At 34.6% G+C, this 26398-nt stretch carries 25 protein-coding genes; 14 read left to right on the forward strand and 11 right to left on the reverse strand.

Going from position 1 to position 26398, the window contains the following annotated elements; all coding sequences use genetic code 11:
- Window positions 1–27 precede the first annotated feature (27 nt).
- Window positions 28–3921 (reverse strand): type IX secretion system sortase PorU, encoded by a 3894-nt coding sequence (gene porU, locus NZ698_RS00860; protein ID WP_263000937.1) that lies wholly within the window; start codon window positions 3919–3921, stop codon window positions 28–30.
- A gap of 164 nt (window positions 3922–4085) precedes the next feature.
- Between porU and gldJ the strand changes: the two genes are divergently transcribed.
- Both gldJ and NZ698_RS00870 read left to right on the forward strand, forming a co-directional pair.
- Window positions 4086–5687: a gliding motility lipoprotein GldJ gene (gldJ, locus tag NZ698_RS00865; RefSeq protein ID WP_263000939.1), complete on the forward strand. Its 1602-nt coding sequence runs from the start codon at window positions 4086–4088 to the stop codon at window positions 5685–5687.
- A 61-nt stretch (window positions 5688–5748) separates the two neighbouring features.
- Window positions 5749–7020, forward strand: a complete 1272-nt coding sequence (locus NZ698_RS00870; protein ID WP_263000941.1) for a UDP-N-acetylmuramoyl-tripeptide--D-alanyl-D-alanine ligase — start codon at window positions 5749–5751, stop codon at window positions 7018–7020.
- Here NZ698_RS00870 and NZ698_RS00875 read toward each other — a convergent pair.
- A complete protein-coding gene (locus NZ698_RS00875) occupies window positions 7013–7624 on the reverse strand; it encodes an NUDIX hydrolase (protein WP_263000943.1) in 612 nt (203 codons plus the stop codon). The two genes, NZ698_RS00870 and NZ698_RS00875, sit on opposite strands and share 8 nt — an antisense overlap.
- A gap of 30 nt (window positions 7625–7654) precedes the next feature.
- Here NZ698_RS00875 and NZ698_RS00880 point away from each other — a divergent pair, with 30 nt between their 5' ends.
- Window positions 7655–8044 (forward strand): SRPBCC family protein, encoded by a 390-nt coding sequence (locus NZ698_RS00880; RefSeq protein WP_263000945.1) that lies wholly within the window; start codon window positions 7655–7657, stop codon window positions 8042–8044.
- Window positions 8045–8072: 28 nt separating this feature from the next.
- Here the strand turns inward: NZ698_RS00880 and NZ698_RS00885 are convergent, their stop codons facing one another.
- From NZ698_RS00885 to bamG, 3 genes are read right to left on the reverse strand one after another with little or no spacing between them, the layout of a single operon-like run.
- Complete coding sequence (locus NZ698_RS00885) at window positions 8073–9122, reverse strand: anhydro-N-acetylmuramic acid kinase (protein WP_263000947.1); 1050 nt, start codon at window positions 9120–9122, stop codon at window positions 8073–8075.
- A 9-nt stretch (window positions 9123–9131) separates the two neighbouring features.
- On the reverse strand, window positions 9132–9728 hold the full coding sequence (gene lptC / locus NZ698_RS00890) for an LPS export ABC transporter periplasmic protein LptC (RefSeq protein ID WP_263000949.1): 597 nt from the start codon (window positions 9726–9728) through the stop codon (window positions 9132–9134).
- A gap of 2 nt (window positions 9729–9730) precedes the next feature.
- Window positions 9731–11008, reverse strand: a complete 1278-nt coding sequence (bamG, locus tag NZ698_RS00895; protein ID WP_263000951.1) for a BamG family beta-barrel-assembly machinery protein — start codon at window positions 11006–11008, stop codon at window positions 9731–9733.
- Window positions 11009–11230: 222 nt separating this feature from the next.
- Here bamG and NZ698_RS00900 point away from each other — a divergent pair, with 222 nt between their 5' ends.
- From NZ698_RS00900 to NZ698_RS00920, 5 genes are all read left to right on the forward strand, one after another.
- Window positions 11231–12349, forward strand: coding sequence for a DNA polymerase III subunit (locus tag NZ698_RS00900; RefSeq protein ID WP_263000953.1), 1119 nt, complete (start codon window positions 11231–11233; stop codon window positions 12347–12349).
- A gap of 168 nt (window positions 12350–12517) precedes the next feature.
- Window positions 12518–13144 (forward strand): TetR/AcrR family transcriptional regulator, encoded by a 627-nt coding sequence (locus NZ698_RS00905; RefSeq protein ID WP_263000955.1) that lies wholly within the window; start codon window positions 12518–12520, stop codon window positions 13142–13144.
- The gene (locus tag NZ698_RS00910; RefSeq protein WP_263000957.1) at window positions 13128–14441 is read left to right on the forward strand and encodes a TolC family protein; all 1314 of its coding nucleotides are present in this window, start codon (window positions 13128–13130) and stop codon (window positions 14439–14441) included. Before NZ698_RS00905 ends, NZ698_RS00910 begins: the two co-directional genes overlap by 17 nt.
- 18 nt (window positions 14442–14459) lie before the next feature.
- Window positions 14460–15563, forward strand: coding sequence for an HlyD family secretion protein (locus tag NZ698_RS00915; protein ID WP_263000959.1), 1104 nt, complete (start codon window positions 14460–14462; stop codon window positions 15561–15563).
- 151 nt (window positions 15564–15714) lie between these two features.
- On the forward strand, window positions 15715–17289 hold the full coding sequence (locus NZ698_RS00920; protein WP_263000961.1) for a DHA2 family efflux MFS transporter permease subunit: 1575 nt from the start codon (window positions 15715–15717) through the stop codon (window positions 17287–17289).
- Between the two features lie 331 nt (window positions 17290–17620).
- On the opposite strand, the gene NZ698_RS00925 is transcribed toward NZ698_RS00920, so the two are convergent.
- Window positions 17621–18061, reverse strand: coding sequence for a DUF1304 family protein (locus NZ698_RS00925; protein ID WP_263000963.1), 441 nt, complete (start codon window positions 18059–18061; stop codon window positions 17621–17623).
- A 137-nt stretch (window positions 18062–18198) separates the two neighbouring features.
- Here NZ698_RS00925 and NZ698_RS00930 point away from each other — a divergent pair, with 137 nt between their 5' ends.
- Window positions 18199–18552: a winged helix-turn-helix transcriptional regulator gene (locus NZ698_RS00930; RefSeq protein ID WP_263000965.1), complete on the forward strand. Its 354-nt coding sequence runs from the start codon at window positions 18199–18201 to the stop codon at window positions 18550–18552.
- 13 nt (window positions 18553–18565) lie between these two features.
- On the opposite strand, the gene NZ698_RS00935 is transcribed toward NZ698_RS00930, so the two are convergent.
- Window positions 18566–19174 (reverse strand): hypothetical protein, encoded by a 609-nt coding sequence (locus NZ698_RS00935; RefSeq protein WP_263000967.1) that lies wholly within the window; start codon window positions 19172–19174, stop codon window positions 18566–18568.
- A gap of 363 nt (window positions 19175–19537) precedes the next feature.
- On the opposite strand from NZ698_RS00935, the gene NZ698_RS00940 reads away from it, so the two are divergent.
- The 5 genes from NZ698_RS00940 (at window position 19538) to NZ698_RS00960 (ending at window position 22620) form a co-directional block, all read left to right on the forward strand.
- Window positions 19538–20344 (forward strand): SDR family oxidoreductase, encoded by an 807-nt coding sequence (locus NZ698_RS00940; RefSeq protein ID WP_263000969.1) that lies wholly within the window; start codon window positions 19538–19540, stop codon window positions 20342–20344.
- Between the two features lie 128 nt (window positions 20345–20472).
- Window positions 20473–21390 carry a helix-turn-helix domain-containing protein gene (locus NZ698_RS00945; protein ID WP_263000971.1) on the forward strand — a complete coding sequence of 306 codons (918 nt, stop codon included), beginning with the start codon at window positions 20473–20475 and terminating at the stop codon, window positions 21388–21390.
- Between the two features lie 3 nt (window positions 21391–21393).
- The gene (locus tag NZ698_RS00950) at window positions 21394–21714 is read left to right on the forward strand and encodes a nucleoside triphosphate pyrophosphohydrolase family protein (protein WP_263000973.1); all 321 of its coding nucleotides are present in this window, start codon (window positions 21394–21396) and stop codon (window positions 21712–21714) included.
- Complete coding sequence (locus NZ698_RS00955; protein ID WP_263000975.1) at window positions 21711–22262, forward strand: DNA-3-methyladenine glycosylase I; 552 nt, start codon at window positions 21711–21713, stop codon at window positions 22260–22262. Before NZ698_RS00950 ends, NZ698_RS00955 begins: the two co-directional genes overlap by 4 nt.
- Window positions 22263–22389: 127 nt before the next feature.
- Window positions 22390–22620, forward strand: coding sequence for a hypothetical protein (locus NZ698_RS00960; RefSeq protein ID WP_263000977.1), 231 nt, complete (start codon window positions 22390–22392; stop codon window positions 22618–22620).
- A 20-nt stretch (window positions 22621–22640) separates the two neighbouring features.
- Here the strand turns inward: NZ698_RS00960 and NZ698_RS00965 are convergent, their stop codons facing one another.
- The 4 genes from NZ698_RS00965 to NZ698_RS00980 all read right to left on the reverse strand — a co-directional run bounded on the left by NZ698_RS00965 (window position 22641) and on the right by NZ698_RS00980 (window position 26377).
- A complete protein-coding gene (locus tag NZ698_RS00965) occupies window positions 22641–23009 on the reverse strand; it encodes a glyoxalase (protein ID WP_263000979.1) in 369 nt (122 codons plus the stop codon).
- Between the two features lie 131 nt (window positions 23010–23140).
- On the reverse strand, window positions 23141–23617 hold the full coding sequence (locus tag NZ698_RS00970; protein WP_263000981.1) for a hypothetical protein: 477 nt from the start codon (window positions 23615–23617) through the stop codon (window positions 23141–23143).
- Between the two features lie 119 nt (window positions 23618–23736).
- A complete protein-coding gene (locus NZ698_RS00975; RefSeq protein WP_263000983.1) occupies window positions 23737–25323 on the reverse strand; it encodes a patatin-like phospholipase family protein in 1587 nt (528 codons plus the stop codon).
- A gap of 154 nt (window positions 25324–25477) precedes the next feature.
- Entirely contained in the window at window positions 25478–26377 is a 900-nt protein-coding gene (locus tag NZ698_RS00980) for a magnesium transporter CorA family protein (RefSeq protein WP_263000985.1), read from the reverse strand.
- Window positions 26378–26398 lie beyond the last annotated feature (21 nt).

A 26398-nucleotide genomic window follows, 5' to 3' on the forward strand; every position in this document is an offset into this window, starting at 1 on the left:
ATTGATATTCTTAATTACTTATTATTTTTACTTCAAAAGTACCATTTTTTCTACAGCTGTAGCACTTCCTTTGCATTTTTCTTGATTTTGACTTTTTGCAAATATCTTAAAAATATACGTACCTTTTGCTACTGTGTCGCCAAAATCGTCTTTTCCGTCCCATTCTATTGCCTGACGTGGTGTTCTAAAGCCCTGTAGGAACGGTTCTGCAACCACTGGTTGACTTAAAGTTCTTACCAATTTTCCTGTAATGGTATAGATTTGAACGTTTACATCTAAAATATCATCACAATTATGTTCGAAATGAATATATGTTTTATTTGTAAACGGATTTGGCCAGTTTAGCGGTCTGTTGATTACTAAATGCTGATCTGCTTCATCTTTAACTTCAAAGTTTAACGTTTCAGTTGTCGAATTATTGTTTATGTCCCAAACTTTAAATGTCAACTGATGTTGTCCTATTGCCAGGTTTCTGAAGGGATAGCTTACATTTCCTTTTTGATAATCTGCCAAACTCGGACTAAGACATCCATTTCCTTCACCTGAAGCGTAGAAATCATTCAAAACTACGGTATTAATAATTTGTCCGTCCAAATATACAGTAATATCGTGACCAATACCAGAACCTGTAGAATTTATTCCTGTATCATCTGTAACACAAGCAAGGAGCATAGGATTTTGATCCGTAATTCCACCGTTTGCAAAATTGGTATTATTCATGTACAGTTTTACTTTAGGTGGCTCATTATCATTAATTCCGTTGGGATTAAGATCACCTACCTGAACTGCCTGATTATTGAATACATCAGTCGCTTTGTTGTCCGCATATCCTAATAATCTGCCTTCTCCAACAGCATAGTTGATATCCTTGGGAACATAAAATTCTACGGTGAAAACTCCATTTACGGCAGTTCCCGATGCTTTTACGATGGCGCTTCCTTCTTCTGTGTAATTTAATGTAGGGCTCAAAGCTCCATCATTGTTTAAGGTTGCCTTATTGAGTCTTTTATCAAAAATATTAATAACTACTCTTCCGTTGAATGTTGTATTTATAGATCCATTAGCATTATTAATATGACCTTTTATCTTCACAAAATCCAACCCTCTTATCAACCCAGGAACTGGTGTTTCAATTGCATCAATCATTAATAATCTTTTTGGTCTGCTCAATTTCATAGCAGGATCCCCAAGAAAATTTACTTTAAGGTGATTTGAATCTGCACCTCTAGCTTTTTTAGCATTTAAATGAGAATCACCTAAAGATAGAAAATCATCTGTAGTCAACTTAAAAATATCTTTGGTGTAATCATCTGTAAAAAGAACGCCATAGGCAATACTTACTGCACGGCTTGAAGTAATCATTGCAGCTGCACCGCCTTGTTTCAACTTCAGTAATTGTTCTCCCGCAGATGATGTTCCTGGTTCATCCCAAAGTGTAAATTCACATGTAATTGTTGATACAAACGGGAATCTGCTATATACCGGAGAAAAATTATTAGCATTTTGAATTTCATCTAAAGTGAAAACTCTTTCCTGTGCCCAACCTGTAATTCCTCCGTGTCCGAAATAGAAAAGATATAAACTATTACCTAAATCATTCGAAATAGCCTGATTTACTTGGGGGTATCTCTGTCCACCCGCTGTACTTTGTGCCTGAAATGCATCCAGATATAGTTTTCTTACATTATATTCTTTAAGTGCAGTTCCTGTTTCAAAAATACTTGCTAAAGTATTATTCATTGTCGTATGAAAAGGAGTTCCTCCAGGGAAATTATCATTGTCATCATCATCATCTACTACAAAATCGAGCTTCATTCTCCATTCTCCAAAAGGTGTTGACTGTCCTGATAATGAGTTATAATAGGCTAATGTTTTATCTATCATATTTCCTGCTTCTGTAGGGTTTGCTGCAGGAATTCTTCCGACAGGAAGATCCGGTAAATTATTGGCGATGAAAAATGTGGTCTGCGGTTTTGTCATTACGATATAATCATCAGTAACGAAAGAAGAGATAAAATCTGCAGAGCTTTCACTCTGATAACTTGATACGATATTAGAATTATTTGGAATTCTATTTTTATAATCATAAGATGTATCGCCCAAGATGAAAACATATTTTAAACTTCCCAGTGGAGTATTCAACTTAGTAACAAAATCTCTGATTGCTGTAAGGTCGCGGCTTCCACTGCCAAATTCATTATAAATTTTTGAAGGGTCTACAATCTGTACATTATAATTATTTTTTGTCTGATGATAAGTAGATAATCTCTGTGCTTGAGACATCATTTCTGGGGGTGCAATAATAAGATAATCTACATTCTGTAATGCAGATAGATTTTGATTATTGATCCTTTCAACAAATTGTGGAGTAAATGCAGCATCTGCTCTAAAGGCTACAAACTCATTATTAAAATTAGGATCTACAGTTGAATAGCCAAAATTAAACGAGCCACTTCCTACTGCTTTATTGACCCTTCTGTTTGCGTTGGTAATATCTGTGACATCCCAAACCTGTTCTATATTAGCTGCTGTCGAAATGCTGAAACCATAATTGGTGCTCGTTCCGCTTTGCAGTGAGAAATCTCTGAAATTCATCTGACTTCCATTGAATTTAAGATCTTCTTTATATTGAACTTCAATAAAATCTAAATAGAATAAACCGTTAGGATTTGTTGTAATACTGGGTTTGATGTTGATCGAAAGTTGATTCCCACTCAGGTTATTAACGATTCCCGTATATGTGAAAGGTCTGAAATCCAGATCATTAGATGGAGAAGTTTGTGAAACCGCATTTTGATTGTTGATATTAAATCCAATATTGTTTCCCTGAGATCTATAACCAACAACTTGTGCCGTGTATCTGATGTTGTCTCCGCCCTGAATAGGAGAGTTTAGATTAAAAGTCACCGTTTTATCAGTAGTAAAAGAGGTATCTTCTACCCAAATTCTTCCGACCTTAAGCAGATTTTTCTGGTCATTATTAACTACCTGATAATTGTCATATCTTGTAATAGGAGCTGAAGATGGCAAATTTAAATCGACATTCTGCACTCTTTTTCCTGCTCCTTTATCATAATTAATAAAATAATACGAAAAATCTTCATAAATATTTTTTACATTTTCGTATCGGTCAGATCTGGTTTCTCTTCGTTTAAACCCGTTTCCGTTAGTATTGTTATAAAGATTATAACCATTTGGTCCCTGAGCGTAAAATAACGCATAATCTCCATCATTCCAAACGCCATCATCTTCACCAACTACCTGGATTGAGTTTTCCTGAAGTGCACTGTATTTCACATCCTGATTATGCTCAGGAAGCATAACTCCACCATTTCCGTATATTCTGAAATTTTTAGGATTTACGTTTGATGGGTTGATTCCAATATCTCTTAAAAACTGTGCGGTAATTTTAAAAATCCCCGATTTATCAACTTTAATTTTATAAAAACCTCCTGTTGCTAAAGGATTTACTGTTGATCCTACTTTCAGTGCATTAAAATTTGAAGGTGTATTGGAAGGAGCCAATTCAAAAGAAGAAAGTCTTTGCACTCTTCCTTTTACATTTTTAAATAATCCAACTGTTGTATTGGCTACTCTTTCACCCTCGACATAATAATAATTAATATCTGCAATTTCATAATCGGGGAGCAGATCTTTATTAATGTCAAATAAATCTTTTGGAGAGATCGACTCCCATACAAGATTTGTAACTCTGAACTGACCTTCACCAATTTTTTGCTTATTAAGAATGAAAATGTTATTTTGGCCGTAAGAAAAACCCTCATTTTTAAAATTGGGTAGAGTCTTTTTGATGTCGCCGAAGTCTTCAACTTTTGATCCGTTCCATTCTATGGAGATTCGTTGAGCCCAAGTTGCTGATATGAAAGCAAATAGAAAGAAAAGAGTCGTTTTTAGTCTCATGTTGGTTTTTGAAATTTCTAAATTACAAAATAAATGAAAATTTTAGAATTAAACCGTGATACAATAAAATTAATTTGTTAACGTTTCAAAAAAAATCAAATCTTTACTTGATTTATTGAATAATTTATTTTTTCTTTGTACTTTGAATAATATTTATATCGACTATGAAAAAACTAAAGTTGTTTTCATTAATAGCATTAAGTTCTACACTTGCATTAACCAGCTGTGGAGGGTCTAGTACCAGCAAAGGAGGCGGTACTAAAAAATTTGTCAGCAAGACAGGTTGGAAACCAAACGAAAAACAAGGTTGGTTTTTTGCAGGAAAGCAACAAAAGCAGAAAGGTTGGCCAGGAATGGTATATGTGGAAGGTGGAACTTTTACCATGGGATTAGTGAAAGATGATGTTATGCACGACTGGAATAACTCGCCTCGCAGAATGCAGGTAAGTTCGTTCTTTGTTGGTGAAACAGAAATTACTAACTACGAATACCGCGAATACCTTACATGGTTGAAGTATGTATTTCCTCCAAGTGATCCAAGTTTCAAGGAAATCTACAATGGTGCGTTACCTGATACTTTATTGTGGGATAATAAATTATCTAGAAATGATCTTAATGAAACTTATTTCAGAGATCAGAACTATGATTATTATCCGGTAGTAGGTGTTTCTTGGACACAAGCCAACAGATACTGTGAATGGTTGACAGACAGAGCGAACGAAAAAGCTTTAATGCAAGCAGGTATTATTGCAAAAGATTTGTATATCAACGAATCTAACAACCAAGGTGGAACTGCATTCAACATGGATAAATTCAAATCGAATGATCCTGAAATGCAAGGTTATATCAATCAGCAAAGATTGGCACAGAAATCCGGTATGAAAACTACCAACCAAAGGTTACTTGCTGCTAACAGATCTCCTAGCTCAGCAATGGTTGCAAAATTCAGACTTCCTACAGAAGTTGAATGGGAATATGCAGCTCTTGGTATGGAGAAAAACAGAGAGTATAACAACTATCTTGAAAAGAAACCACAGATCGATAAACTTAGAGGAACTAAGGGTAAAGACAGAGGGATGATCTTAGCTAACTTCAAGCAAGGTAGAGGAGATTATTCTGGACCTGCAGGTTGGAAAAATGACGGTGCTGCTCAGACTTCTGATGTTAGACAATTCCCTTCAAATGATATTGGTATCTACGGTATGTACGGAAACGTTGCAGAATGGACGGCTGATGTGTACAGACCAATCATTGACGAAGACTTTACAGACTTCAATTATTACAGAGGAAATATGCCTCAAGCTATCGTAAGAAACGGTGACGGAACTTACAAAATGGTAGACGAAGGTACTATTAAATATGATACTTTGGCTGACGGAAGATTAGTTTACAAAAACTTACCGGGTCAGTTTGAAAGACAAACAATTGCTGATTACAGAAACTATAGAGATGGTGACAGAATGTCTTCATTAGATTATAGAAATGCAAGTGATTCTTCAGCTTCTTACAACATGTACAATGCTCCAACTACAAAATTTGTAGTCGACGGAAACGGAAGAGTGATTATGCAGAAAGATACTAAAGACAGAACTTCAGCGATGACTAATGACATCAGAGTAATCAAGGGTGGTTCTTGGCAAGATTCAGCGTACTGGTTAGACCCGGGACAAAGAAGATACAAGAAAGAAGATTCTGGTTACGGATGGATTGGTTTCCGTGTAGCTCAGGATGCAAGAGTTAGCGACAAAGCTAGAACAAGAAGATAATATTTCAAAATACTTATAAAAAACCTTCCGATTTTTCGGGAGGTTTTTTTATTTTTGATGCATGAATGTAGAACAGTTTTATCCTTTATTTTTAAAAGCAGAAAAAGTAACCATCGATAGTAGAAAAATCAATACGAATGATATTTTCTTTGCTTTTTCAGGTGACAATTTCAATGCAGCATCTTTAGCTGAAAAAGCAATTGAAGACGGAGCTTTGGCAGTAATTGTTGAAGATGAAAATTTTGAAGATAAAGATCAAAATATATTCTATGTTCCATCAGCTTTAGAGTTTCTGCAGAATCTTGCTGTACATCACAGAAACCACTTGCAAATTCCTATAATTGGACTTACTGGGAGTAATGGTAAAACAACAACAAAAGAGTTGATTCATGCGGTCCTTTCACAAAAATTCAATGTACAATATACTTACGGGAATTTAAATAATCATATCGGAGTTCCGTTTACCATTTTATCAATAAAACCTGAACATGAAATGGCTGTAATCGAAATGGGAGCCAATCATCAAAAGGAAATTGAGCTTCTGTGTTCTTTAGCAAAACCTAATTTTGGGTACATTACCAATTTCGGAAAGGCACACTTAGAAGGTTTTGGAGGATTTGAAGGAGTAATAAAAGGGAAATCAGAATTGTACGATTATCTTAAAAGTAATCAGCAAACCATTTTGGTCAACGAAAATGATCATATTCAGGCTGAAAAAACGTCTGATTATCATTCAAAAATAACTTTTGGAAAAATAACTTCAGATTATTTTTTCCAGATTTTTTCAGATGTGCATTTTGTTGGTTTAGATTTCCAAGATGTAAAAGCATTGTCACAACTTACGGGTGATTATAATTTCACTAATCTTTGCGCAGCAGCAAGTTTCGGACTACATTTTGGTGTGCCAATTGATCAAATTAAAGAAGCAATTGAAAATTATACGCCGACCAATATGCGTTCCCAAATTGTTAAAAAAGACAATAAAACTTTGGTTTTAGATACTTACAACGCAAACCCAAGTTCAATGACTGCTTCACTGCATAATTTCATCACTTTTGAAGGCACAAAAACCATTGTTATTGGCGATATGCTTGAGTTGGGTGAAGAAAGTGTAGTCGAGCATATAAACATCTTAAAAACAGCTCACGATTTAGGTTTTAACGAAATTATTACTGTAGGAAAACATTTTAAAGCAGTGGATGATTCCTCAAAATCTTTTGAAAATACAGCCGAGTTGATTGAATACCTCCGTTCAAACAAAATTCAGTCAGAAAATGTTTTGTTAAAAGCTTCACGAGGAATTTCTTTAGAAAAAGCGATTGATTTTATTTAGCTTTCGTTTCCCAGAATTCTTTGATAATCAATTGAATATTTTTAAATGTACTTGGAAAAACTTCACTTTCTATCTGTGAGGTGTTTTTCCATGCGACTTCAGTAATACCTTCTTCCAATTGTGGTTTTGAAGTATCTTCACCCTCGAAGTTCATCTCAAACCAATGCGTGTATTTTAGAACTTTGTCGCCATTCCTTTCAATATAAATGTGATAGGTTGTATTGATGAAATCTAAAAGTTCTACATTTTGTAAATTAGTTTCTTCCTCAATTTCTCGAACGGCAGATTCTTCACGCGATTCGCCTTTTTCCATTTTACCTTTTGGCAAATCCCATTTTCCTAATCTTTTAATGAAAAGGATGTCCCCATTTGGTCGGTTGACAATACCGCCTGCTGCTTCAATGATTCTGAAAAGTTTTTTAAATTCTTCCCAAATTTCGTCAATCTGCTCTCCAAAAACATTCAGTTCTTTTACCGATGTATTTTGCAGGAGATCAAGCGCAATCTCTAAAGTTGTGAAACTTTCATATTTCAGAGTTTTTTCTAAGTCTTCGGACTGCTTAGAGAGTAATAATTTTTTTTCGTTCACAAAAACTTTATACATTTGTAGGAATTTAAATACAAAAATAAAAAAATGAATTTAGAAGGACGAAAAATTGTTGTCAATAAATCATCTAAAGAGTTATCTGAGTTGCTGAAAACACCGGAAAATTACAAAGATTTTATGCCAGACGGTCTTCAGAAGTTTGAAAGCAGAGAAGATGGGTTCAAATTCGGACTTCAGGGTATGCCCGAAATCGCTTTGAAGATTGATGAAGTGACCGAAGAAAAGGCAGTTTTAAAGTCTGCAAGTTCAAGTTTAGACTTCGCTCTTACAGCAACTTTAAAGCCTCTTAGTGAAAATCAGACCGAAGTTCAGATGATTTTTGAAGGGAAATTTAATCCTTTCATCAAAATGATGGTCGAAAAGCCGCTTCAGAATTTCATTAATACTTTGACAGATAAGATTGAAGCTTATAAATAAGATCAGACCTTCAGAAATGAAGGTTTTTTTATGCGATAATTCCGGAGCAGTGGTCATGACTGCTTCCCGTTGCAGAAGAAAGCACATTGATTTCATTATTAATCTTCAAAACTCCCATAAAAGCAAATATCATAGCTTCTTTGAAATCAATTATTTCTCTTTCAGGAATAATAATTTGTGAATTTGTTTTTTCTTTAATTTTTTCAATTAAATAAGAATTGTAAGTTCCGCCTCCGGTTAAAAGAACTTTTTTCAATCGATATTGATTGAAAACTTTTGAAATCTGTTGTGCAGAATGTTCTGTAAATGTTGCTATAAGATCTTTAGGATCTAGATCAGTGAATAAAGGAAATATATTTTCATTACACCATTCAATTCCCAGTGATTTTGGGTGAGATTGACCGTAAAATTCGATTGAATTAAGTTTAATGAGTACTTCTGTATTTATTTTTCCTTCTCTTGCTAAATCTCCGTTTTCGTCGAAATTCTTACCAAAATTTTCAGCAAGTTTATTTAAAACAATATTGACAGGAGCAATATCAAAAGCGATTCTTTTGTCATTTAATTTTAATGAAATATTTGAGAATCCTCCCAGATTCAGACAGGCATCATATTCTGAAAACAGAAGCTCATCTCCTATCGGAACTAAGGGAGCTCCGTTTCCGCCCAGTAAAACGTCTTGAGAACGAAAATCATAGACGACGGGTAAACCAGTTTCGATTTTAATGGCTCTTCCGTCACCGATTTGTAAGGTGAATTTTTTTTGAGGCTGATGAAAAACGGTATGTCCGTGTGACGAAATGATGTCAATATTTTCAATTTTATTTTTTAAAATAAAATTTTTAACCTCTTTTCCTAAGTAAAAGCCGTATTCTGAATGAAGTTCCAAAAGTTTTTCAGCAGATAAATGGATAGAATTTCTCAGTTGATCTTCAAGATCTTTTGAATAAGATATCGTTTCAGCCTTTAAAATCTGAAATTCCCAGACTGAATTTTGCTTTTCAAACCTTGCAAAACAGATATCCAAACCGTCTAAGCTTGTTCCTGACATCAATCCTATTGCCTGAAAAGTCGTCATTTTTAAAATTTATCTTTTAGATTCTGCAATTTTGGTCTTGCTGATGTCAAGATCACCGGAATTATTGTAGAAGGTATATTCAGAAAAGTCGTCTTTTGCCGTCATTCCATTGGCATGAACTAGAGTAGAACCGTCTTCCATTGTGGCATAAACAGTATCTCTCGTATAGATTCTCTTTTTTCTCTGATCCCAGAAAACACTTTGTGTAGCAAATCGCTGTCCGTCGCTTGTTAAAATTTTTACATTTCCACGGGCTTCAAAAAACTGCTTATAGTCATATATTTTAGCATACTTTGCAGTAATGTTTCCGGGATTTTTAGGTTTTTTCTTATCAAAAAATTCGATTTTCATACCCTTTCTTGCTACAGTATAAGGACTGTCTATCAATTCGTATTTTTCGATGATAGGAGCAGACGCTCTCAAAGACACAAATCCTGAATCTCTCTGGATGATTTTAGCATTTTTGATGATCTGCGAAGGAAAATTTTTATTCTGATTTTTATCTTGCTTGGTCAAATCTTCTTCACAGGATGTGAACACAAAAAATATAGCACAACTAAAAAGGTATGCTATATTTTTATATGATATGTTTGAAATCAAATTCATGATTAGTTGTAAAGTGATTTTCTAAACCACTTATCAGCAAAATTGAATCCTACTTTTAAATTAACGAAATTCTGATTGATCAGGTTGTTTTTCAGAGTTCCTCTTTTTCCTAATTCTACACCGATTTCAAGACCGCTCATTCTTGTGATACTGCTGGTTTTGAAAGGAAGCATAACTCCTGCAGAAATTCCGAATTTGTTAATGTCGGTTCCTGCAATTTTCAGATTTCCTTTCTCATAGAATGCACCATAACGGTAAACGACTCTTGAAAAATAGCTTCTGAAGTTATTGTAATTTGGCAGATACCAACCACCGGCAGAAACTCTGTAAGAATCATTAAAATCAAATGTATCTCCGAAATAAGTTACTGTTTCTCCTTTTTTGTAATCTAACTGAGCAGATAAAAACCATTGATTCTCGCTTCCATAACCAACTCCTAAAGAAGCCTGGAGCGGAAGTAAGTTTTTAGAACTCTTATTTTTGGTTTCAATAGTAGTTTGTCCTGCTTTTACATCACCATCAGTATAGTAATAGGTACTGTTCAGATATTCTGTAGACATATTACTGGTGTTCCCAAAAGTAGCTGTCGCACCTAAAGTAAGTTTGCGGTCAGTACTTGTATTTAGGTTTTGGTAGCTTGTTCCTAAAGTGAAATTAAAATTTCTGATACTGTTTTTAGTTTCATATCCGTTGATCAACTCAGCATTAGAAGTAGTAAATTCATTGGTGTCATATAAATTTCCAAAATAGTAATTGGCGCGTGCACCAACTGCAAATTGAGAATTTACTTTGTATGATATTGCAGCTTGTGCAGTGTTCAAAGTTCCGCTACCTGTAAAACGGTTACCGTAAACAGTTCCGTCGTCCATTGTTTTTGTATTCACAATATCATAGCTTTTAGAGCTGTAAGGTTGATACAAAAGTCCCATTTTTATTTTCGAAGAAATCGGAAAAGCCAATGAGATATTAGATAAATACGTAGAATGTTTTGTAGACTTTGTATTGTTATAATCAGTTTTAAAGTAATTATTCTCGTTTGTAGCTTCTAGTTTGATGCTCGTCAGTTCGAAATTGCTGTTGTTCGCAGGGTTTCCGAAATTAAAGTTACTTGTAAAGTCACTGATATAAGCAGTTGAGATACCTCCCATTGAGGAAGTTTCAATCGTATTATCATATTTAACATCACCAATTCCATAAGTCGCATAAGGTGAATTGCTCAAACTTTGCGCGTTAAGGAAGTACCCAACAGAAATGAATGATAGTACAAAAATTTTTTTCATTCTAGATTTTTAAAATAATGCGCAAATATCTTAAATATTAATGAATTGTAAAAATTTACCGAGGTTAAAGTTTGTTAAGGGGATTTTATAGTGAATTGTCAGTACTGAATCCGCTTCGCTGTCAATTTTTTTACCGTCTTTAAGAAATTCACAGTTCAATTGCTCCGCAAAATTCACAATTGACCAATTCCCTTTTCCGTAAAATTCTTTTATCTTTGAAACATGAATTGGGAAAACATCGCCGGACAGGAAAATCTTAAAAAACTTCTTCAGGACAGCATTGCCGAAAACAGAGTAAGCCACGCTCAGCTTTTCATCGGAAAAGAAGGGTACGGAACGATGCCATTGGTTTTAGCATATGCAAGAGAAATCCTGAAACGTGAAAACGAACACGCCGCGTCAAAAGTGGAACACCTGAATCACCTGGATTTACATTTCAGTTTTCCTGTATTTACCGATAACAAAAATTCTTTAAGTAAAAATAAATTCGAGCAGTTTCGGGAGATGATGTTGGAGTCGCCGTATGCAAGTTATGACGATTGGACAGCTTTTTTAGATTCTGAAAATAAGCAGCTTTTTATTTCGGCAGATGAAATTGATGATCAGAATCAGAAATTTGCTTTGAAAAGTTTTGAAGGCGGAACCAAAATTCTCATCGTTTGGCGAGCAGATAAAATGAACGTTGCGGCTTCAAACAAATTTCTAAAGTTTCTTGAAGAGCCACCTGCAAAAACTATTATTCTTTTAACGGCAGAAAGCACGGATGATATTCTTCCAACTATTATTTCAAGAACTCAGATTATTGAAGTTCCCAGAATTGCGGATGTAGATCTAATGAATCATCTTAAAAATCAATTGTCAGCTTCTGACGATCAGGCAAAAGCTGTTGCTCACGAAGCACAAGGAAATTTGAATGAAGCGATAAAACTTCTGAATGCTGAGATCAAAAACCCGGAATTTGAAAGACTTTTTGTACAATGGGTTCGTGATGCATTTCAGGTAAAAAAGAAACCTGAATTTCTAAAAAATATCATTATCTGGGCAAAAGAAATCGCAGGTTGGAACAGAGAAAAACAGAAAAATTTTCTCAATTATGCTTCAGAAATTTTCAGATTAGCTTTGCTACAGAATTATCAGTCGGAAGAATTGGTTTATAAAAAAATTGATGCAAACGGCTTCAACTGGGCTGGTTTTTCTAAATTTATCAGTGGCGCAAATATCATCAGTATTTTAGAAGAAATCAACGCAGCAGATCTTCATTTAACTAGAAACGGAAATCCCAAAATTGTCTGGACTGATCTCGGAATCAAGCTTTCGAGGTATATTCATAAAAATAATTAATAAAATAATTTTCCAAAGACTCAGATTTTATTTGAGTCTTTTTTATTTTCAAAATGTAAATTTTTCAGAAAATAAATTAACCAATATTAAATTTTAATTAAAAATCAATCAATCGTTTGATTTTATGAAAATCTTGTGTATCTTTGTGCCTTCAAAAATGAAAACATAATGATTTCAAAAGAAGAAAATATATTATTTGCCGCTGAAAAGCTTTTTGCTGAACACGGGTTTCAGGGAACCTCAACAAGAGAAATTTCCAAAGCGGCAAACGTAAATATTTCAATGATTTCTTATTATTTCGGCTCAAAAGAAAAGTTGTATGAGAAATTAGTTGAGTTTAGAATGAATGAAAGTCAGTTCTTCTCAAAAGATATTTTAGAAAGAACTGACATCAACGAATGGGAAAAAATAGAGAAGATTGTAGATCAGTTTTCGGGTAGAGTAAGGCATCACAAATGTTTTTACAGAATCATGCAGAGAGAGCAGCTTCACACAGAAAATCCTCAGATTGTAGAATTTCTTAAGCAGACAAAACTTAGTTTTATCTCTATGTATTCAAAAATTCTTGAAAGTGGTCTTCAGAAAGGAATTTTTACTAAAAATCCACCGATCTATTTGTTGCATTCTACAGTGAGCGGAACATTATTCTACGCATCCAATGCAAAAGAGATGTACAAAGAATTCCTGAATAATACAGAAGACGAAGAAGTTTTTGAGGAGAAATATTATACAGAACTTAATAAACATATTAAATACATTTTAAAAGACCTTTTAGGTTATGAAGAGAATAAATAACTCAGTTATTGCTCTTTCCTTGTTCATAGGAATCGCAAACGCAAATGCTCAGGAAAAAAAACAGCTTAGCCTCGATGAAGCCGTACAGTTGGGAATCCAGAACAGCAAAAGTTTAAAAATTGATGCTGCAAAAATAGAAGAAGCTACGGCAGATCTTTTGGCAGCAAAGAACAGACAGCTTCCCGATCTTTCTATTTCAGGAAGTTATCTTTACCTTCCGATCAAACCGACGATTGATCTCAAAATTCCGGGAGTTGCATCTGCTGGAGGACCTTCAGTTCATCAGGTTGCTTACGGATCAGCGAATTTAAGTGTTCCGATTTACAGCGGAGGAAGAATCAAATACGGAATTCAGTCGGCAAAATATTTGGTGGAAGCATCAAAATTAAGCACTGAAAACGACAAAGTTGCTATTGCTTATAATGTTGCACAGGCTTATAATAATTTATTTAAAGCCAATCAATCAATTAAAGTTTTAGAAGAAAATTTAAGTGCGTCTCAAAAAAGAGACGAAACTTTTCTTAAGCTAGAAAACAACGGAGTCATTGCAAGAAACGACCGTTTAAAGGCAAATCTTCAGACTTCAAATATCGAATTGCAATTGTTGGAAGCAAAAAACAATTACAACATTGCCAACATCAATATGGATTTGCTTTTAGGACTTCCCGAAGCTACCGAAATTGAAGTGGATCAGCAATATATTGATGAAGCGGATGACGTGAAACCTGTTGATTTTTATTTAAATGAAGCAAGAGAAAACCGTAAGGATTTGCAGGCTTTAGACCAACAGAGAAAAGCAGCAGAATTGGGAACGAAATCGGCAAAAGCAGAAAATCTTCCTTCAATAGCGTTTACAAGTGGTTATGTTGCAGCAGATATTCCGAAATTTTTAACGATTTATAATGCAGTAAATGTTGGAGTAGGAGTTTCTTACAATTTATCAAATCTCTGGAAGGAAAATTCTGCATTGAAGCAATCAAAAGCTAGAGAGATGCAATTGTCGGCAACCAATGAATTGTTGAATGACAATATTAAATTAGACGTCAATAGAGAATTTCAAAACACCGATTATTCTAAAAAGAGAATCGCAGTTTTCGAAAAAGCGGCTGTTCAGGCTAATGAAAATTACAGAATTACCAAAAATAAATATGATAACGGTCTTGCAACAATGACAGAATTGTTGGATGCAGATGCAGCTCAGATTTCTGCAAACGTTGGAGTGATCAACGCTAAAGCTGATGCAGCATTGGCTTACAGAAAACTTTTACAAACTACAGGAACTTTAACAATCAAATAAAAACAGAATAATATCCAAATGGAAAATAACAATACTCAAGCAACTGAACCTAAAAAGAAAAAAAGTTTAGTTTTCCCTATTATTTTAGCCGTTATCATCGTAGTAGGAGGAATTTACGGTTACAGAACATATACTTACGGGCAGATTCACGAAGAAACAGATGATGCGCAAATCGCTTCAAACTTAAACCCTGTAATTTCTAAAATCTCAGGTTACGTTGCAGAAGTGAAAGTAAAAGATAACCAGTTTGTAAAAAAAGGCGATACTTTGGTTATTTTAGATAATAAAGATCAGAAAATGGCTTTGGAACAGGCTCAGGCAGCGTTATCAACTGCAAAAAGCAATATTTCTTCTGCACAATCTTCTACCAATGCGACTTCAAAAAATATTAACAGTTCGCAAGCGGCTGTAGCAACTGCAAATGCGCAGATCGAAGCAGCAAAAGTAAATGTCTGGAAAACTTCTCAGGATTTAAAAAGATATTCAATTCTTGTAAAAGATCATTCGATCACAGAACAACAATACGAGCAGGCTTTGGCAGCAAAACAGTCTGCAGATAAGCAATTACAGGTTTTGGTTGATACAAGAAACCAGATTGCACAACAAACAGGTATTGCTTCTTCTCAAACTGAAGCGAGTTCTCAACAGATTTCTGTTGCAGGTTCTGTGGCTAAACAAAGAGAAGTGGATGTGGAAAGTGCTAGATTAAATCTTTCTTACACTGTGATTGTTGCTCCAGAAGATGGTTTCGTAGGAAAAGTTCCGATTCAGGCAGGTCAGTTTTTGCAGGCAGGTTCTCAACTTTTCAGCTTGGTTAAAAACGATCAGAAATGGGTAATTGCCAACTTTAAAGAAACGCAGGTTGCTAAAATGGTTGAAGGACAGAAAGTGAAAATCGAGATCGATGCTTTTCCTGATACTGATTTTGAAGGAGTGGTAAGCTCATTCTCTCCGGCTACAGGTTCTACATTCTCAATTTTGCCTCCGGATAACGCAAGCGGAAACTTCGTAAAAGTTGTACAAAGACTTCCTATTAAAATCGATTTTGTGAAACTGGATCCAAACATTGCAAAAAGATTAAGAACAGGAATGAATGTGAAAGCAGAAGTTTCTTTAAAATAATATTGAAATAGTGAATTGTCAATTTTGCTGAAGCAGTCAATGATTAATTGAAAATGCAGTATGATTGATGTTAATTTGGAAATGAAGTAGTAAAATTGACGACGATGTTGGTTGACTATTGACAATTCACTTTTTTACAATGTAAAAAACTATGCAAGATTCATTAGTAGAATATGGAGCCCGAAGAGTGATCATTACGATCACGGCTATTCTTTGTGCTCTGCTTGAAATTGTGGATTCCACGATTGTGAACGTTGCCCTGAACGAGATGAAAGGTAACTTGGGAGCCACACTTTCCGAAGTGGGTTGGGTGATCACGGCTTATGCAATTGGTAACGTGATCGTTGTACCAATGACGAGTTGGCTTTCTCAGCAGTTTGGAAGACGAAATTACTTTGCCGCATCCATCGTAATATTTACCATTTTCTCATTTCTCTGCGGAAATGCAGACAATATCTGGGAGTTGGTTTTCTTTAGACTTTGTCAGGGAATTGGAGGTGGAGCACTGCTCGTAACCTCACAAACCATTATTACAGAATCTTATCCTGTTGAAAAACGAAGTATGGCTCAGGCGATTTACGGTTTGGGAGTAATTATTGGTCCTACTTTAGGTCCGCCATTGGGAGGTTATATTGTTGATAATTTTAGCTGGCCATATATTTTCTATATCAATATTCCGATCGGAATAGCGGCGACTTTGATGACGTTGCAGTTTGTAAAAAGTCCGAAATTTGCTGAAAAGCGTAAAGCTTCAGATGTCGATTGGCTTGGTATTGCATTACTGGCAGTTACTGTTGGATCATTACAGTATATTCTGGAAAGAGGTCATGAAGAAGATTGGTTTGCAAGTGGATGGATTGTAGTTTTGACGGTATCTGCAGTTTTAGGATTTATCTTATTCCTTTGGCGAGAGCTTACCTTCAAATATCCTATTGTCGAACTTCGCGTTTTGAAAAACAGTAATTTAAGAATTGGTACGGTCATGTCCTTTGTTTTAGGATTCGGTTTGTATGGTTCCACGTTTATTGTTCCGTTGTATACGCAGAGTATTTTGGGTTGGACGGCACTTCAGTCAGGAGCTTTGATGATTCCGGCAGCGTTGACGACCGCTTTCATGATGCCGATTATCGGAAGATTGCTTTCCAAGGGTGCTAAACAACAGATTTTGGTTTCATTAGGACTATTTATCTTCTTTGTTTACAGTTTCTGGGGTTACAAAATTTTGACTCCTGATACGAGTAAAGATGCATTCTTCTGGATGCTTATCGTGAGAGGAATGGGATTAGGATTATTATTTATTCCGATTACTTCCTTGTCATTAAGTACATTAAAAGGTCAGGAGATTGGTCAGGGTGCAGCATTTACAGGAATGATGAGACAGCTTGGAGGTTCTTTCGGGATTGCAGCAATTACGACATTTATTGCCAATGCAAGTCAGAAGTATAGGGTGAATTTGATTTCGCACTTAGACGCAGATAGTTTGGATGTCCAACAAAGATTGGCCGGACTGAAAGCCAGTTTCATAGCAAAAGGAATGACTCCCGATGCAGCAATGAATGCCGCATACAAAGTTCTGGATCTTTCGGTCACCAAACAGGCAACCGTTTTGTCTTATATGGATGTTTTCCTATATCTGGGAATCGCATTTCTGATATGTATTCCGTTTATTCTTTTTATCAAAGAGCGGAAGAGCAAAGAAAAAATAGATTTGAGTGGAGTACACTAAAAAATATAAACCTCTGAAATTTTTCAGAGGTTTTTTATTGAATTGATAAAAAATCACGCCGTCTGAAGTTCAGATTTGCTGCCCCTCTAAAGGTTCATCTCGTCTGAAGTTCAGAAAGCTTCTCCCTGAATTGGTTTGCTTCGTCTGAATCTCAGAATTCTTGCCCTTGAAGTAGTTTGCATCGTCTGAAGTTCAGAAAGCTTCCCTCTAAACAGAGGCAAGCAAGTATGAGATCATTTTTGCTTCCCTCTGAATAGGTTCTCATCATCCGATCGTGATTTGCGAAAACTAAAAATGGTTCTGACTGGAATGATCCCAAATCGTTCATTAGTTAATTCAACTGATTCAATTCATTTTTAAATAAAGGATAAACTTTCGCGAGAGCAATTGCTGCCGGAACAGCCTGAAAAAATGCCAGAATATAAGCCTTTGAAGTGATGGCGAGAACAATTCCTGCTCCAACTGCGGAGAAACAAACCAATGCGGTCAAAGCATAGCCGACTGCTTTATTTTTATTTAAATAATACAGTCCTGCAAGACCTCCAAAAGCAAAGAAAAGATTATAAAATCCCTGATTGATAAAGAGTTTTTTCAGAACTAAAGCATGCATGGAAAAGTCTAAAGTTTTGGGCGGATTATTAAACATCTCAAGCAAAATGTTATAAACAAAAGGCTGCATCCAAAAGATTACTTCAAGTACAAAAAACATAAAGAAATCAAGAATTACAAAAAAGACAAGTGATTTTGTTAAGGTGTTGAAAGTTGTATTCATCATTATAAATTTAGAATGTAAAGATTAAGTTTTATCAGATCAATTACAATCAAGGTTAAAATTGTCCTATACTGATAATTTTCGCAGTATGGAATTAAATGGATTTACTGCTATATTTGTATTCTAAATGATTGAAAATGTACGAAAAAAAGATACCCAAAGATCTGAGCTGCGGTCTGAATATCGCCATTGAAGTGATTGGCGGAAAATGGAAATCCAACCTTTTAGCCAATATCAATAAAGGAATCAAAAGACCTTCAGAATTGCATAAATCTATTCCTCAGGCTTCAGCGAGAGTATTAAATCAACAATTATCCGAACTGGAATTTCACGGAATTGTCACCAAGAAAATCCACAATGTTTTACCTCCGAAAGTTGAGTATTCTTTAACAAGCGGAGGCGAAAGCATTCTTGAAGTTTTATATGCCATGAAAAGCTGGGGCGAAAGTTATAAAAAGACTTTTCACGAGATCATAAAATATGAAGGGTAGATCTATCTGCAAATTAATTTTTTAGAAAAATTTTAAAATCTTTACGAAGCAGATCCAATAATTCCTGAAAAGAAAGCAATTCATCAACGTCCGGATAGATTTTCAAATAAGATTCAGGGTTATGATATTCAAATTCATTTTCTTGTAATGCATTTTTTATTTTCACAGAATATGATGTTCCATCCATTACGGCTGTTCTGGAAATAGATGATATGATTTCTCCATCCTCAATTTGATAATCTTTATTTTTCTTTTTTAGTTTATATTCAAATTCTTCAATTTTTGGAAGATCTATGACATCAGTATCTAAAATTTGAGCCCAGATCAATTCAAAATTTTTCAAAGAATTTAATTTAGACTTTCTTGTTCTTATCTTAAAATCATTATTATTTTTGGAAGCAACAGTTTCAAAAAACTCTGCTTTCCAATTTTCTTTTTCATCCTGATACAATCTGAAAAGTTCCAAACCTGTCGAAGTAGCATATTTTTTATAAATACGTATTTCATTATTATTGAATTTCAGGTTTTCAATTTTTAAAAATTTGTCATACTCCTGAATCGTTTGAGATGTTAAAATATTTATTGAAAGAATTGTGAATATAAAAAAAAGTAATCGAAGCATTTTAAATTATTTGTTGAATTACAGAGCTAGACCCTCATTTGGAGATCTGATTTCGCTATAAATTTCATTAAGTTTCTCATCATTTATTTTAAGCAAATTCTTTGAATTTTTAAAGCCTGAACTTTTGAAAGTATTTGTTAAAATTTAAAATTATCAAGTTCTTTTACAACTCAAAAAATAAGAATGTCAATGAGAGAGAAAATATTGCATAAATTAATTTATGTACTAAAAGATAAAAATACATCTTTATCTTATGTTTCTCAAATATATTTCCGTCAAAACAACTACAACCAAACTCGGTTTGGCTACTTTCAAAACTTAAAATCTCAGGATCTTTGCTTCATAATAATTAAACAAATTACAATGCAAAAAACAATTTTTATTACAGGAGCATCTTCAGGTTTAGGAAAAACGGCAGCAAAATTATTTCAGAGCAAAGGCTGGACTGTGATTGCAACGATGAGAAATCCGGAAAAAGAAACCGAACTGAATCTTTTAGAAAATATAAAATTATTAAAACTAGACGTTACAGATTCAAAAACAATCGACGAAACAATTTCTTATGTTGTGGAAAATCAAAGCGTAGATGTTGTTTTAAATAATGCCGGTTATGGTTTAATCGGTCCTTTGGAAAGTTTTACTGATGAACAGATCGGCAAACAGATTGAAACCAATTTGATGGGAGTTATCCGTATATCAAAGGCTTTTACTGCTTATTTCAGAGAGAAAAAAGACGGAATTTTTATTAATATTACTTCGACTTTCGGATTAATGGGATTTCCTACCTGTTCGGTTTACTGTGCAACAAAATTTGCGGTTGATGGGTTTTCGGAATCGTTGTTTTATGAATTGGCACAGTTCGGAATAAAAGTAAAAGTGGTTGCTCCAGGCGGAATTCAGACTGATTTTGCAGGACGATCTTTGGATCGTTCTCAACATGCATCTTATCAGAAACTGGCACAAAAAGTTCAGGAAGGCTACAGTCCGGAACAGGTTGCCAATTACTCAAAACCTGAAGATATTGCTGAAATTATCTATAAAGCAGCAACCGACGATAAAAATCAGTTCAGATATATTGCCGGAAATGATGCAAATACTCTATATAATGAAAGAAATGAAAACGGAATTGAAAATCAGATTCAAAATATCAGATCTCAATTTATATTTTAAAAATTCTAAATGGTCATTTTTAAAAATGTTTTGCATTAAATTGACAAGCGAAAAAAATTCACCATTGACCATTCACTTTTAAATCCCTCCTGACTGACTGTTGTCACAAACCTGTTTATCTTTGTATTATGAAAACCGCAAAATCACCTGTATATTTTCAGTCTTTATCTGAATTGCATGACGCGATGGGAATTCCACCACCTTTGCATCCGCTGATCAGTATTATCAATTATGGGGAAGCTGTATTTGATCCTAAAGATTTTGAACACGGTATCAAGCTGGATTTTTATAAAATTTCCTTTAAAACAAAATTCAACGGAAAAATACGGTACGGACAAGGCTATTACGATTTTCAGTCAGGAGGAATGTCTTTCGTAGCTCCCGGACAGATTCTCAAAATGGGTGATGAAGAAGCAGATTACAGCGGAATGTCTCTGCACATCCATCCGGATTTTCTAAGGTCTTATTCTGTTTTAAAGAAAATAAAAGATTACGGATTTTTCTCCTATTCGGCGGCAGAAGCTTTATATCTTTCGGAAAAAGAGAAGAAAACGGTTGCTGAGGTTTTTAGCCAGATTCAAAATGAACTGAATGAGCGGATCGATCAGTTTAGTCAGGATGTGATTATCTCGCAAATCGAATTGTTGTTAACGTACAGCAATCGTTTTTATAACAGACAGTTTATTACCAGAAAATCTGTTAACAATGATCTTTTATCTAAAATGGAAACCATTCTGAATGATTATTTTGATAAAGAAAAAGGAATCAAAGGTTTGCCGACTGTAGAATATATAGCTTCAAAATTAAATCTTACTCCAAGATATCTCAGTGATATGTTGCGACAACACACCGGAGAAAATGCTCAGCAACATATTCATAACAGGTTGATTGAAAAGGCTAGAGAATATCTGTCTGATCATCAGCTTTCGGTTTCAGAGACGGCGTATCAGTTGGGTTTTGAGCATCCGCAGTCGTTCAGTAAACTTTTTAAAAAGAAAACGGAACAGACTCCCAACGAATTTAAACAACACTTTAAAATTAATTAAACAATGGATCAAAATAATCTCGACAAAATCATAGAAAGCTCTTTGGCAATCAGAGAGAAATATCACGAACTGGAAATTCGGCAAAATGGTAAAGAGTGGACTGCCGAACAGGATGCTTTGGCTTATCTTACCAACGCAGGATTGGTAGGAAGAAACGTCATGTCGCACGAAAAAACATGGTCGAAAAAGAATTCCGCAGAAGAGTTGGAGCATAAATTAGGCGAAAATTTCTGGTGGCTGATTGTCCTCGCTGACCGGACCGGAATTGATATGAAAGAAGCTTTAAATAAATTTTTAACCAAAACAGAAAATCTATTCTCATGAGTTATTGTTCAGTAATCGAAAGAATGCAGCCAGAAAGCAGAAGAGAGCTGCACAAAAAATACCACGACAATCATTACGGTTTTCCGATTCATGATGATAATGAGTTGTTTGGAAGATTGATCATGGAAATCAATCAGGCAGGTCTAAGCTGGGAAACGATCCTGAAAAAAGAAGAAGGTTTCAGAAAAGCATATGACAATTTTAATATTAAAAAAGTCGCCGCTTACACCGAAGAAGACCGTGAAAGATTATTAGCTGATCCCGGAATTATCAGAAATAAATTGAAAGTTAACGCCGCAATAGAGAACGCAAAAACAATTATTGAATTACAAAAAGAGTTCGGATCTTTTGAAAAATGGCTGGAACATCATCATCCCAAAACTTTACAGGAATGGATGAAACTCTTCAAAAAAACTTTCAAATTCACAGGCGGAGAAATTGTGAATGAATTTTTGATGAGTATCGGTTTTCTCAAAGGTGCTCATGCGGAAGACTGTGTGGTGAATGAGGAGATTTTGAAGTTTGATCCGATTTGGAGGAGAGGATAGATAATTATTCAGACTTTTGATTCTATGAAATATTGTATAGTTTTCCTATTTCTAGTATCATGCAGAAATACAGAGGAAGAAAGGAAAAAATTATGCTCAAATTCTTGCCAATGAAGAATGTAATCTCGTGATCTCATCTCCGCCTTTCGACAATTCTGTATGGTTTAAAGCAAAAGGATATGACCCGATAACACAGAAACCAAAAATATGTAGAACTCACAATAGGTGGTGGAATATGTTTGCTCTTCAAATGGATGTAGGAGATACAATTGTTAAAAAGAAAGGAGAACTCATTTTTGCTATTCACAAAACAGATACAATAATTTATCATGATTGGAATACAGAAACAGCGAAATAATAAAAACTACTATATGTTTATTATTTCATCTGACTCTTCAATCTCTCAATCAGCATTGTGATGATTCTTTTATTGAAGACTTTGCTGTCAGATTGATACACCTCCAATTCCTCCAAAGTAAACATTCCGATGGTCATCCCAATGAACGTGTTTTTCAGAACTGCATCTTTTTGCAGGCTTTGTTCTATAAAATTTTGCTTTTTAAAAGATGATAATGTAGGAAAATCCGCTTTTTGTCGTAATGCATAATTTGTAAACAGCGAAAGATAAAGATCGTTCTGTAATTTTAAAATGGGACGCAGGGTTTGGTTTTGAAATATTTCTGCGGGAGAGGTTGTTTCAGAGTTGGGTAGGTTGAGGGATTCTCTGAGGTTTATTTTTGAGGTCATATGATTTTGTTGGTTAATTTATGTCTGTGAAAATATAATTAGTTATTTGTTATTCTGACGAAGGAAGAATCTCAATAATCTATTATTAAATTTTAATGTATTGGAAAATTGTTTTTGTTTAATGATGAACATTATTCTGTCAATTTATTTCTTATCTCTAAGCTATCAACATTAAATGGAACTTCATTGTATTTCCAGCCATTATCAGGAACTTTCAAATCAATCAGATAATTTTCAATGTTATAAAATCCAAGTACTTTGTTGTTTTTGGGTTTAAGAGAATCAAAAATTATTAAAAATGAATCTCCTTTTTTATATGAATAGCTTGTAGTATGTAAATATTCGACTTTTTTAAAATAATATTTATAATCAGTACCAACACCATTATTGTTTTTCTGATGCCAATCTGTTGTTGCAACTCCAATTTTATATCTCGGGTTTTTTAACATTTTTGTAACCCACATTTTTTCATCTATGAATCCAAAAATGATAAATGAAGGTATTAAAAGAAGTATTAAATAATATTTTTCTGTTAAAAATTTTATAACTTTATTTTTTATAACCATCGGTTTTTCATTTTTTAAATGATGTATTAGATTTGCTATCATTGATTAAATTTTCCTTTTTAAACGATGATAATTTTTTAAATACGAAAAGATTGCAAATCCCGACATCGAAAACTTTATAACGCCAACACGCTCCAACTCTATAACTCTCCAACCCAAACTCACCCCACCGTCTTCGTATCCTCCTCCTTCAAAATCTTTTTCTCTTTCATGGCAACCATCATTCTTTCGCATTTATATTGTGCCCAGTCAAATTGATTGAGGAAATCTAAAGCTGCAGAAAATCCGGCGTTAAAGAGCTGTTCTTTTTCATCTCTTTTCATAAAGAAATTAAGCCAGCTGCTCGTTCCGCAATTCACGGTTTTGATGCTGTAAAGATTGTAAAAAGAGTATTTGGTCAGAAATGTTTTATCGTTGAAACCTTTTAAAGTTCCGATGATATTTACGGCATAGGAGAGAGGAGTTTTCAGAATTTGTTCGCTCGTTTTTCCTTTTTCACCTAAAATTTCAGAATCGCTTGTAAGTTGTACACCAAACAAAGGAAGTCTCGGATAAAAAATATCATTCATGTGAAAAAGATCAATCGGGAAATTGGAAAGTGTACCGCCATCAATGAAAATCCCGACAGGATAAATGTCTTCTTTTTGAGTGTTCATCCAGAATTTCCAGGCGTACTTTACCGAATCATCGTCTTTATTGATGAGCTTTTGCATCGGCTCAAAAAAGAAAGGAACAGACATCGAAGCACGAACAAATTCAGCCGGACTGATGTGTTTCAGTTCTTCTTCCGACCAATAAAGATTCGACATTGTGGGAAGTTCGACTTTTATTTTTGCATTAATGTCGGTTGCAATGACAATATATTCTGTTTGAAGCTGATAAAAAGGATTATTTTTATAGTAATCATTGTTTTCGGCACTCTCAAAGAATATTCGATAGCGGGTTTCGTCGATGTGTTCAAGATTATTCATTTTGATTTCTTCAATTCCATTGAGTGCATTAGTGTAAAACTCCATACCGTTTCCGTAACGGTAATTCAGATTCATCTTCTCTTCTTTCTGAATGAATTTCTGGTTGAGTTCGGCAACTGTTTTAATTCCGAATCCGTTCATTACATCGGTCATTTGTTTGAGGAAGACGTTTCCGGGATTCAGTCCGCTGTTGCTTTTTCTGAAATCATTATAAAATTTTTTAAAACATATAAAGCCAATGATAATAGGAATCAGCGGTACTAAAAATAAAAGTTTAGCATTAACAATTGTTTCAGATGAGATGATAAACGGCAGCGCAACGAGAATTATCATGACTACAGAAATAATAATCACATTGATTTTAATGAAATTTTTATTGTTGAGCATCGCGTGGATGGTGGTTCTCACATACGGTCTACCATCCATAAAATCTGAAAAATCCCAGTTGAAAAGAATGTCCTTAATGACTCCGGCTTTTGCTTCTTCTTTAGTTTTACATGCAGCAATCAGCATGGTGTTAATGGCTCCGGCACTTGTTCCTGCAACTTTCAGAAATCTAATTCCGAAAATTTCTAAAGCATAAAGATATCCGACCAGTGCACTTCCCCAAACGCCGCCTCCTTCCTGCACAAACTCAATATACTGATTTCCTTCAGCATCAAGAATGTCGGAAAATTCTTTGGTCGAAATGTTTTCGTGCAAAGCGTTGAGCTTTTCTTTCGATTCCTGAGAAAGTACGTCGTCCTCAAGGATTTTTTGAAGGATTTCGGTTTTCATGATTTTGGTTTGGTGTTTTTGTTTTTGAATTTCGATTAATTATTAAAAAAAAATCTACACTCAGTTTGTCATTCCGTAGGAATCTAAATGCTTGAAATTTTCGCTGTTGGGATTCTTACAGAATGACAAACGGTATTTTATAATTTAAAATGAATTACCACTGTTTCCTCCTCGCATAAATAAACGTACAAATCACAATCATGCCCATTAATCCCAAAGTATAAAAATACCCATGTTTTGTGTGAAGTTCGGGCATATTGTCGAAGTTCATTCCGTACAGACCGGCAATAAAGGTGATTGGTAAAAAGTACACTGAGTAAATTGCCAAAACTTTCATTACCTGATTCGCTTTCTGATCAGACAACGCAAGAAACATTGAAATTAAGTTGGTGATCTGAATATTTAAATGATCAAAATCGGCAACGACATCTTTCTGTTTGTCCTTTAAATCGACTACTTCAGAATCTTCAAGCTGTAACAATTTGAATTTATCAATTGCATCATTGGAGATCGTTAAAACTCTCGAATTTAACCCTGACTTTCTTTTCAGTTTATAAAGCCTTCTGATTTGATTGGTGTGATTGGTATTTTTAAGGAAAATTTCATTTTCGATATTGTCCATTGTTTCAAAAAGGCTGATCGCTTCATCATCAAAACTTTTCATAATAACCAAAGTGATCATCAATGCAATTTTGTGAGTGTGCACTTTATCCTTACTTGAAGTGAGCTCTTTTTTGGTTTCAGTAATACTTTTAGCCTTCATTCTGTGCACCGTAATAATCGTTTTTTCTAAAAGGAAAATTCCGATTTTGGTACTGATGTCGCTGATGGTATTGAGGTTTTTGCGCTCGAGCTCAGTGCTTTCACGCAAAAGGAAAAATTTGACATTTCCGTCTTCCTCGTATTTGGGTAAGTGATTGGGATCTAAAGTGTCTTCCAAAAGGAGATTATTGATCTCATATCTCTCATGAAGGTACTTGATGTCTTCGTCCGTAGGTGCTTCTACGTCTATCCATTCGCATCCCGAATCTCTGTAAAGTGTATTGATAGGCATAAAGTAAAAATACTATAAATT

It is taken from the genome of Chryseobacterium edaphi, assembly GCF_025628985.1.
GTDB lineage: Bacteria > Bacteroidota > Bacteroidia > Flavobacteriales > Weeksellaceae > Chryseobacterium > Chryseobacterium edaphi.

Coding starts and splice junctions, on each gene's coding strand:
- NZ698_RS00970 (WP_263000981.1), bottom strand. CDS start 23,617: ATGATAGCAAATCTAATACATCATTTAAAAAATGAAAAACCGATGGTT.
- lptC (WP_263000949.1), bottom strand. CDS start 9,728: ATGAATTTGATTTCAAACATATCATATAAAAATATAGCATACCTTTTT.
- NZ698_RS00910 (WP_263000957.1), top strand. CDS start 13,128: ATGAAGAGAATAAATAACTCAGTTATTGCTCTTTCCTTGTTCATAGGA.
- NZ698_RS00940 (WP_263000969.1), top strand. CDS start 19,538: ATGCAAAAAACAATTTTTATTACAGGAGCATCTTCAGGTTTAGGAAAA.
- NZ698_RS00920 (WP_263000961.1), top strand. CDS start 15,715: ATGCAAGATTCATTAGTAGAATATGGAGCCCGAAGAGTGATCATTACG.
- gldJ (WP_263000939.1), top strand. CDS start 4,086: ATGAAAAAACTAAAGTTGTTTTCATTAATAGCATTAAGTTCTACACTT.
- NZ698_RS00880 (WP_263000945.1), top strand. CDS start 7,655: ATGAATTTAGAAGGACGAAAAATTGTTGTCAATAAATCATCTAAAGAG.
- NZ698_RS00875 (WP_263000943.1), bottom strand. CDS start 7,624: ATGTATAAAGTTTTTGTGAACGAAAAAAAATTATTACTCTCTAAGCAG.
- NZ698_RS00900 (WP_263000953.1), top strand. CDS start 11,231: ATGAATTGGGAAAACATCGCCGGACAGGAAAATCTTAAAAAACTTCTT.
- NZ698_RS00870 (WP_263000941.1), top strand. CDS start 5,749: ATGAATGTAGAACAGTTTTATCCTTTATTTTTAAAAGCAGAAAAAGTA.
- NZ698_RS00925 (WP_263000963.1), bottom strand. CDS start 18,061: ATGAATACAACTTTCAACACCTTAACAAAATCACTTGTCTTTTTTGTA.
- NZ698_RS00955 (WP_263000975.1), top strand. CDS start 21,711: ATGAGTTATTGTTCAGTAATCGAAAGAATGCAGCCAGAAAGCAGAAGA.
- NZ698_RS00950 (WP_263000973.1), top strand. CDS start 21,394: ATGGATCAAAATAATCTCGACAAAATCATAGAAAGCTCTTTGGCAATC.
- NZ698_RS00930 (WP_263000965.1), top strand. CDS start 18,199: ATGTACGAAAAAAAGATACCCAAAGATCTGAGCTGCGGTCTGAATATC.
- NZ698_RS00935 (WP_263000967.1), bottom strand. CDS start 19,174: ATGCTTCGATTACTTTTTTTTATATTCACAATTCTTTCAATAAATATT.
- NZ698_RS00915 (WP_263000959.1), top strand. CDS start 14,460: ATGGAAAATAACAATACTCAAGCAACTGAACCTAAAAAGAAAAAAAGT.
- porU (WP_263000937.1), bottom strand. CDS start 3,921: ATGAGACTAAAAACGACTCTTTTCTTTCTATTTGCTTTCATATCAGCA.
- NZ698_RS00980 (WP_263000985.1), bottom strand. CDS start 26,377: ATGCCTATCAATACACTTTACAGAGATTCGGGATGCGAATGGATAGAC.
- NZ698_RS00975 (WP_263000983.1), bottom strand. CDS start 25,323: ATGAAAACCGAAATCCTTCAAAAAATCCTTGAGGACGACGTACTTTCT.
- NZ698_RS00885 (WP_263000947.1), bottom strand. CDS start 9,122: ATGACGACTTTTCAGGCAATAGGATTGATGTCAGGAACAAGCTTAGAC.
- bamG (WP_263000951.1), bottom strand. CDS start 11,008: ATGAAAAAAATTTTTGTACTATCATTCATTTCTGTTGGGTACTTCCTT.
- NZ698_RS00945 (WP_263000971.1), top strand. CDS start 20,473: ATGAAAACCGCAAAATCACCTGTATATTTTCAGTCTTTATCTGAATTG.
- NZ698_RS00965 (WP_263000979.1), bottom strand. CDS start 23,009: ATGACCTCAAAAATAAACCTCAGAGAATCCCTCAACCTACCCAACTCT.
- NZ698_RS00905 (WP_263000955.1), top strand. CDS start 12,518: ATGATTTCAAAAGAAGAAAATATATTATTTGCCGCTGAAAAGCTTTTT.